Genomic DNA, 6,987 nt, shown 5'->3' with positions numbered 1-6,987 from the left:
GCTATCGAAGTGTTTATGAGTTTGCTTTTCCGATTCTGCAACAGTATGGATTGCAGGGTGTGGTGTACGTGATTACCGGTTATGTGGGTGCCCCGACCTATATGAATGCTGACCAGCTGGTTGAATTATTTGCAAACGGCTGGGAAATTGGCAGTCACACCGTCAGCCATGAGGATTTAGTGAAAAATCCTTCCCATGCTTATGATCAAATGGTAGGGTCGAAACTCTACCTGGAAAAGTTGTTAGGCACAAAGGAACTGACAATCGCTTACCCCTACGGAAAAGCGGATGAAAATATCACCCGCCGGGCAGCCAGATACGGTTATTTTGCCGGTATGGGTTTAGGGGTGAGTAACAAACATTTCATTGAAACGCTTTATTTTCTCAGCCGACAGGAAATCAAATCCAATTGCGATTTGAATTGTTTTGAAAATATCGTTACAGGCAAAAAAAGCGAACCGTGAGGAGTTTACGATGTCCATTTATTTGCAGGATATTCCCTTAAACGAAGCGCTTGCACGGTTTGACCAGGCACTGGAATCGGCCGGCCTGATCGGCATTCTCGGAGAGGAAACGCTTGAATTGAACGAACATCTGGTTGGGCGGGTAACCACCCAACCGGTGTGGGCGCGCATTTCCTCCCCCCATTATCATGCCGCAGCCATGGATGGTTTTGCCCTGCGGGCGGAGGATGTTGCAGGCGCTATGCCTACTTCCCCGGTGATTCTGACTGTTGGTCAACAAGCGGTTTATGTAGATACCGGTGATCCATTACCCCTGTGGGCAAATGCAGTTGTGCCCATTGAGAATGTGGAAGCCCTGGACGAGAATGGGCAGATCATGACAGATGCCCGCTGTCCGCGTTCAATCCGCTTGAGAGCGGGATTACCGCCCTGGTCGCACGTGCGTCCAATGGGCGAGGATATTGTTGCTACCCAACTGGTGTTGCCCTCTGGTCATATCTTGCGCCCGGTAGATTTAGGAGCGGTGGCTGCGGCCGGCCATGATCGAATTTCGGTCAGCCGCAAACCAAGGGTGGCAATTCTCCCCACCGGTACAGAATTGATCGAAATTGGTCAACCTGTAGAAACCGGCCGGATTATTGAGTTTAACTCGCTGGTATTGGCAGCTCAGATTCGGCTTTGGGGAGGCGAGGCTTTCCGTTATCCGATCACGCCAGATGAGAATGCTCTCATTCGTCAGCGTGTGCAGGAAGCTGCGGAACAAAGCGATCTCATCCTGCTCAATGCTGGTTCCTCAGCCGGATCGGAAGATTTTTCCGCTGTAGTGGTGCAGGAATTGGGTGATTTGCTGGTTCACGGTGTTGCGGTGCGTCCCGGTCACCCGGTCATATTGGGAATGATCCGCCGGCAGAATGGCAGTCAGTGTCCCATTATCGGCGTTCCGGGCTATCCTGTATCGGCGGCGTTGACGGGAGAAATTTTTGTTGAACCGCTGCTGGCGCGCTGGCTGGGGCGCCCTCCTTATCAACCCATTGAAATTGAAGCAAAGATGACCCGCAAATTGACCTCACCGCCGGGTGACGATGATTATGTGCGGGTGGTGGCAGGCAGAGTAGGGGATCAGTTGTTGGCGGCGCCGCTATCGCGGGGGGCAGGGGTAATTACCTCACTGGTGCGTGCGGATGGTATCGTCGTTTTACCTCGCGGAGTGCAGGGTGTTGAAGCTGGCAGCCGGGTCAGAGTTCGGCTTTACCGTCCGCCGGAAGAACTCAATCAGACCATTTTTGCAATTGGATCGCATGACATCAGTCTGGATTTGTTGGCGCAGTATCTGGCCGCCTATGGACGCCGGCTGGTATCTGCGAATGTGGGCAGTCAGGGCGGGCTGGTAGCCTTGCGCCGCGGAGAAACTCATCTGGCTGGTTGCCATTTGCTGGATACGCAAAGCGGAGTGTATAATCTTGCGGCAGTTCAGCAGTACCTTCCTGGTCAAAAGGTGCGTATACTGGGGTGGGTTAACCGGGTACAAGGGTTGCTGGTTGCCAAAGGAAATCCAAAGAACATTGAAGGATTGCAGGACTTGATACGGAAAGATGTAATGTTTGTAAACCGTCAGCGCGGAGCTGGCACTCGCATACTGCTCGACTATCAATTGGGGTTGTTGGGCATCTCTCCTTTGCAAATTCGTGGATACGGTCAGGAGGAATACACTCACTTAGCGGTTGCTGCGGCGGTTGCTTCCGGTCGTGCGGATTGCGGCCTGGGTATTGCTGCCGCGGCGGTTGCATTGGATTTGGATTTCATCCCGCTGTTTGAAGAAGAATATGACCTGATCATTCCGGCTATCTATGCAGAAGATGATTTGTTACGACCTTTATTTGACCTTGCGGCTGATGGTTCGTTTCGCGCAGCTGTCGGTCAATTACCGGGCTATGATATTTCCCGCATGGGGAGATGGATTCAATAATTGAGAACCAAAGGAGGTTAATCATGCCAATATCAGCGAACATTCCCGCACCAGATTTTGAATTGTTGGATGAAACGGGTACACCCCGCCGGTTGAGCGATTACCGCGGCAGGCCGGTTGTTTTGTATTTCTACCCCAAAGATGACACGCCTGGTTGCACCAAAGAGGCGTGCAGCTTCCGGGATGATTATTCGGTCTATGAAGAAGCCGGCGTCGTGATTTTGGGAGTCAGCCCCGATTCGCCAAAATCTCATGCAAAGTTTAAGGAAAAGTACAATCTGCCTTTTACTTTGCTTGCGGATGAGGAGCATCGGGTTTGCGAGTTATATGGAGCGTGGGGAAGAAAAAAGTTCATGGGGCGCGAATATGATGGCGTTTTACGCACCACTTTTCTGATCAGTGCGGATGGCACAATTCTGCGTGTTTTCCCGGATGTCAAACCGGAAGGTCATTCGAAAGAAGTATTGGCCGCTTTAGAGGCAGCCTGAGATAATCATCACCCAAAAGCAGGGTCGGGTGATTGCACAGCAACCGCCCGACCCTTATATTTTTAGGTTTCAAGAAAGCCGGCCCTCGATGGGCAATCAACCTTCACTCAGAGAGGCATTTTGGGGTTCTTCAACCGGTTGTTCTGCCGAACGCACATTCATCAGCTCAGAATAGGCAGCCAGCTTTTCAAGGGTTGTAGAGGACAGGTAGGCTATGATGTTGTTTTGCAGCTCTTCCCACATCAACCGGGAAGTGCAAATTTCATTGCGCGGGCAGTCTTCTGTGTCCTCTAAGCATGGAGTCAGGCAAATTGGGCCTTCCAGCACCTCTGCGATTTTTAGGACTGTGATGTTTTTTGGCGGATGATTCAGGCGCAAACCGCCGCGCGGGCCGGGTGTGGCTTTGATGAGGCCGGATTGCATCAGGGTGTGGGCAATCTGGTGCAGGAAAGGCAAGGGGATATTGAGGGACTCAGAAAGCTGGGCGCTGGGGATGGGGCGTCCGCTGGTGTTGCCGGCAAGAGCGATCATCACTTGCAAACCATAGTCCAGTCTTCTGCTGATTCGAAACATGGTTCACTCCTTGAATTTCTACAATGATTATTGATTTTGTATGGTATTTTAATTGTATATCAAAATTCTAAAAAGTGACAATAGTAATTGATCAGCTTGTAAAAAATCTTAAGCAACTCTAATTTAGGATTAGATATGGATTGTGGAATGGAAAAGAAACATCTGAAAATCTTGCCGATAATTTGAGGAAGGGGTATAATCAAGACGTTCGGGGCGTGGCTCAGCCCGGTTAGAGTGCACGGTTCGGGTCCGTGAGGTCGGCGGTTCAAATCCGCCCGCCCCGACTTCCACAGGGATTCCATCCCTGTACCGAGCAACGCACCCGATGGATCCCTGGGTGCGTTTTGTGTTTTTGAGAGGTCAGGTATGGTTACGCTCCCCACACTCATTCCAATTTCCGAAGCCGCCCGCAAATACGGGCTGGATGAAGCCCATTTGCGCCAACTGGTTGAGAAAGGTAAAATCAGGGCGGGAGTGGTTGCGGGAGAAATGGTTGTAAGCGAAGAGGAAGTTCGGAGTGAATCTGTAACTCGAAAAGAGGATTTGCCAGAGTGGAAACAATTCGCTCATTTGAATGACAAAGGGATAGGCCTAGCTGAGGCTGCAGAAAAATATAGAGTTAATATACCTACGATCTATCGTTGGTACAAAACTGGCATCATTAAGGAAATTGGGAGAAAAACTGTTAGAGGGGGGACAAAAATTTTGCTTAATGAGGCAGATGTAGCATATTGCGTTTTTGTCTATCAAACATCAAGATGGTCTCAAGGAAAGAGAGTATTTAATAAGAGCGGGCTTCCATACACAACTACAAGATAGAAAACAACAAAAACCACCTTACAGAAATATCAGGTGGTTTTTTTTACTAAATTAAAGTATTACAAGTATTGACAACAGGTAATACTTGTGTTATGCTTTGCATAGCACCTTCCCAAGCCGATACAGCCTGCTTCTAAGACAACGCCCCGCCGGGCGTTGTGCGCCCGACCGGGGCGTTCCGTGAGCCGTGTTGGTGGCACGCTCACGGTGAGGCAAGCAGGAACGCTCTGCTCACCCCGTGCCCATTCTATCACGAGCGAACAGAACCCTGCAAATTCCGACTGGCAGGGTTTTTGTTTGGCGGTGTTGGCTCGTTTTCCCCCTCGTTCAGGCGGTCTGGTGACGCAGGTCAGGTTCGATTCCTGCCCGCCTGAATCCAAATGCACCTTACCAATTGCGACATGGTAAACCTCCTTTCAACCGGCCGCCCAAGGCGGGGGTGATTGGGATTGCAGGGAGTGACCCCATCCCTGCGGTGGGTTCGAGTCCCACCCACCGGCGGGTGCAAGTCCCGCCCGGCTGGTCTGCCGAACCGGTCGGGGTTGCTGCCCCATCAGCAGGCAGGTGCAGCCCGGCGCACCCTGAGAGAGCGCCGGGAAACAGGCAGGGTGACCGCCCGGAGAGACGGGCCGCGGCCACGGCGTACGAGGGCGTCTGCGGGAACTCCCATACGACACCATGCTTCCCCCCTTTGGCACAAGGGGAGCCTCAATTTCTGCATCTGGATACAATCCAACCAAGGAGATCCCCATGTTAGAAATCCAACTGATCGGCAATCTGGGCAAAGACCCGGAAGCACGTTACACCAACGAAGGCGTGCTGGTCGTCAACTTCCCGGTGGCGGTTTCGACCCGCAAGGACGAAACCGTGTGGGTGGAAGTGAGTGCCTGGCGGGAACTGGGCGAACGCTGCCACCAGTACCTGGCGAAAGGGCGGCAGGTATTTGTGCGGGGCGTTCCCACCATCGAAGCCTTCACCCGCAAGAACGGCGAGGCGGGTGCGGCGCTGAAAGTCACCGCCCAGCTGGTGCAGTTTTTGGGCGGAGGCAAGGCTGAAGCGGGTGAGGATCACGGCGGCGAAATGCCGTTCTAGGTGACAGGATGAGTCTGCGCAGCTGGCAGCCGCCGCAGGGCTACTATTGGAAGGTGGTGTACGACCCGACCCGTGTCGGGGATGAACCGGGCATGTTCTACGGCGGACATTTCCGCTGGACGGACATCGTGCTGCCCGGCTGGGATGATGAAACCCGCAAGATACCCTGTCCCTGGCCAAGCGGGACGGTGTTCGAGCATATCAAGACCGGCGAACGGGTAGTCATCCGGCGGGGCAGGGTGGTCAGGCTGGAAGGGAAGGACATTCAGGTGGTGAGGCTGATGGACGGCTGTATCGGCGGACTGATGCTGTTCTTTTTGTTCTTGACCTTTGCCCTGTCGGTGCGCAAGGAGAAACCGCGCTGCGAGCCGCCGCCCGTGCGGGTGGTGGACGCCCGCAGCAGCGACCCCGGCGAAACCTACCGCACGGTCATGCGGGTGGCGGACGAGGTACACGGACGCTGGTACGAAGGCAGACATGCGGACGAAATCGTCCATCTGCACCTGCCGGAGCGCAGCGAGATTGCCCGCCACAACCTGGATGTGCGGGTCAATCTGCGCTGGCTGGAAAAGGAAGCCGGGGATACGGATGTCATCCTGCACTACCAGGGCGAAGAACCGATCAGGCGTCTGGCAGATTGGGGTAAAGTCCAGCACACCCAACCCCAGCGGCGGCGACGGGCAGCACCGGCGGGCGTCCTGCCGCTTGCCGGGCTGCTCTTGATGGTGCTGGTCATCGTGGGAGTGCTGCTGTGGTAATCCGGCGAACTTTCCTGCTTTTGGTACTGGTGCTTACCGGGTGTGTGGCAGCCTCGGCGCAGCCCGCCGCACCACCCGACCCGTATGCGCTGCGGGCAACTGCCCAGGCTGCCGAAGCCCTTGCCGGACAGGTCGAGCAGCAGGCACGGGCAACCCAATCGGCGCAAGAATCTTTCCTGCGCCAGACCGCCGAAGCGGTCAGCCTCGAAGCCACCCGCCAGGCACTCCACATCGAAAGCACCCGCCAGGCTCTCGCCGTCCAGGAACAAGCCTACACCATGACCGCCACTGCCCAGGCGGTCGAGCGTCAGATACTCCAGCAAGAAAAGATTCAGCACACGGACGAACTGACCCGAACCGCCATGCTGCTCTTTCTCCTGCTCATCCTGCTGGCCTTGGGCAGCGTGCTGGTTGCCCTGGTGTGGAAAGCGGGCAACCAGTGGATCGAATGGCAGTCCCGCCGCAGGCAGCTCATCGAAAGCCGTGCCGGGACGCTGCTGCTGGTGGCGGAGAACGCCCCGCCGGTGCGGGTGCAGGTCATCCAACCGGTACTGCCCACGCCCCTGCCGATCACCGGCGGCGATGAGGACATGCCCACCGATACCGAGCCGATCCCCTACTCGGTGAACGGCGAACTGGTCGGCTTCATCCAGCGCCGGGCAGAACCGGAGAAACGGCTGGCTCTGCGGCTGCTGCGGGAGAGCATCCAGGCGGTGGGAGCCAAATCCAACCGCATCCCCGGCTGGCGGGAGTTGGGCTGGAGCGCCGAGGTGTGGACGCAGGCCGTGCGCCTGCTGTGGCGGTATGTCGAAACCCAGCCGGGCAGG

At 55.1% G+C, this 6,987-nt stretch carries 8 protein-coding genes and 1 tRNA gene; 8 read left to right on the top strand and 1 reads right to left on the bottom strand.

What is annotated here, in order from left to right:
• The 3 genes from VAE48_RS01465 to bcp all read left to right on the top strand — a co-directional run.
• Nucleotides 1–464, top strand: a 464-nt coding sequence (locus VAE48_RS01465) for a polysaccharide deacetylase family protein (RefSeq protein ID WP_322791531.1), incomplete at its 5' end; no start/stop codon positions are given.
• A 10-nt stretch (nt 465–474) separates the two neighbouring features.
• Nucleotides 475–2,430: a molybdopterin biosynthesis protein gene (locus VAE48_RS01460; protein WP_322791530.1), complete on the top strand. Its 1,956-nt coding sequence runs from the start codon at nt 475–477 to the stop codon at nt 2,428–2,430.
• 23 nt (nt 2,431–2,453) lie between these two features.
• The gene (gene bcp, locus VAE48_RS01455; RefSeq protein WP_322791529.1) at nt 2,454–2,918 is read left to right on the top strand and encodes a thioredoxin-dependent thiol peroxidase; all 465 of its coding nucleotides are present in this window, start codon (nt 2,454–2,456) and stop codon (nt 2,916–2,918) included.
• A gap of 96 nt (nt 2,919–3,014) precedes the next feature.
• Here the strand turns inward: bcp and VAE48_RS01450 are convergent, their stop codons facing one another.
• A complete protein-coding gene (locus VAE48_RS01450) occupies nt 3,015–3,491 on the bottom strand; it encodes an Rrf2 family transcriptional regulator (protein WP_322791528.1) in 477 nt (158 codons plus the stop codon).
• A 209-nt stretch (nt 3,492–3,700) separates the two neighbouring features.
• Here VAE48_RS01450 and VAE48_RS01445 point away from each other — a divergent pair.
• The 5 genes from VAE48_RS01445 to VAE48_RS01425 all read left to right on the top strand — a co-directional run.
• A tRNA-Pro gene (locus VAE48_RS01445) sits at nt 3,701–3,775 on the top strand.
• Between the two features lie 82 nt (nt 3,776–3,857).
• A complete protein-coding gene (locus tag VAE48_RS01440; protein ID WP_322791527.1) occupies nt 3,858–4,310 on the top strand; it encodes a hypothetical protein in 453 nt (150 codons plus the stop codon).
• A 750-nt stretch (nt 4,311–5,060) separates the two neighbouring features.
• A complete protein-coding gene (locus tag VAE48_RS01435; protein ID WP_322791526.1) occupies nt 5,061–5,402 on the top strand; it encodes a single-stranded DNA-binding protein in 342 nt (113 codons plus the stop codon).
• A gap of 8 nt (nt 5,403–5,410) precedes the next feature.
• A complete protein-coding gene (locus VAE48_RS01430; RefSeq protein ID WP_322791525.1) occupies nt 5,411–6,160 on the top strand; it encodes a hypothetical protein in 750 nt (249 codons plus the stop codon).
• Nucleotides 6,154–6,987 (top strand): hypothetical protein (locus VAE48_RS01425; RefSeq protein WP_322791524.1); only part of this gene is annotated, 834 nt, incomplete at its 3' end. The genes VAE48_RS01430 and VAE48_RS01425, both read left to right, overlap by 7 nt.

Origin of the sequence: Bellilinea sp., from assembly GCF_034432615.1 — a bacterium.
Taxonomy (GTDB): Bacteria; Chloroflexota; Anaerolineae; order Anaerolineales; family Anaerolineaceae; genus Bellilinea.
Note: the sequence above shows the minus strand (reverse complement) of the source record. Positions and strands in the feature narration are given on the sequence as shown.

What these genes read in the sequence shown, in the direction of transcription:
- VAE48_RS01460 (WP_322791530.1), top strand. Translation starts at nt 475, where the DNA reads ATGTCCATTTATTTGCAGGATATTCCCTTAAACGAAGCGCTTGCACGG.
- bcp (WP_322791529.1), top strand. Translation starts at nt 2,454, where the DNA reads ATGCCAATATCAGCGAACATTCCCGCACCAGATTTTGAATTGTTGGAT.
- VAE48_RS01450 (WP_322791528.1), bottom strand. Translation starts at nt 3,491, where the DNA reads ATGTTTCGAATCAGCAGAAGACTGGACTATGGTTTGCAAGTGATGATC.
- VAE48_RS01440 (WP_322791527.1), top strand. Translation starts at nt 3,858, where the DNA reads ATGGTTACGCTCCCCACACTCATTCCAATTTCCGAAGCCGCCCGCAAA.
- VAE48_RS01435 (WP_322791526.1), top strand. Translation starts at nt 5,061, where the DNA reads ATGTTAGAAATCCAACTGATCGGCAATCTGGGCAAAGACCCGGAAGCA.
- VAE48_RS01430 (WP_322791525.1), top strand. Translation starts at nt 5,411, where the DNA reads ATGAGTCTGCGCAGCTGGCAGCCGCCGCAGGGCTACTATTGGAAGGTG.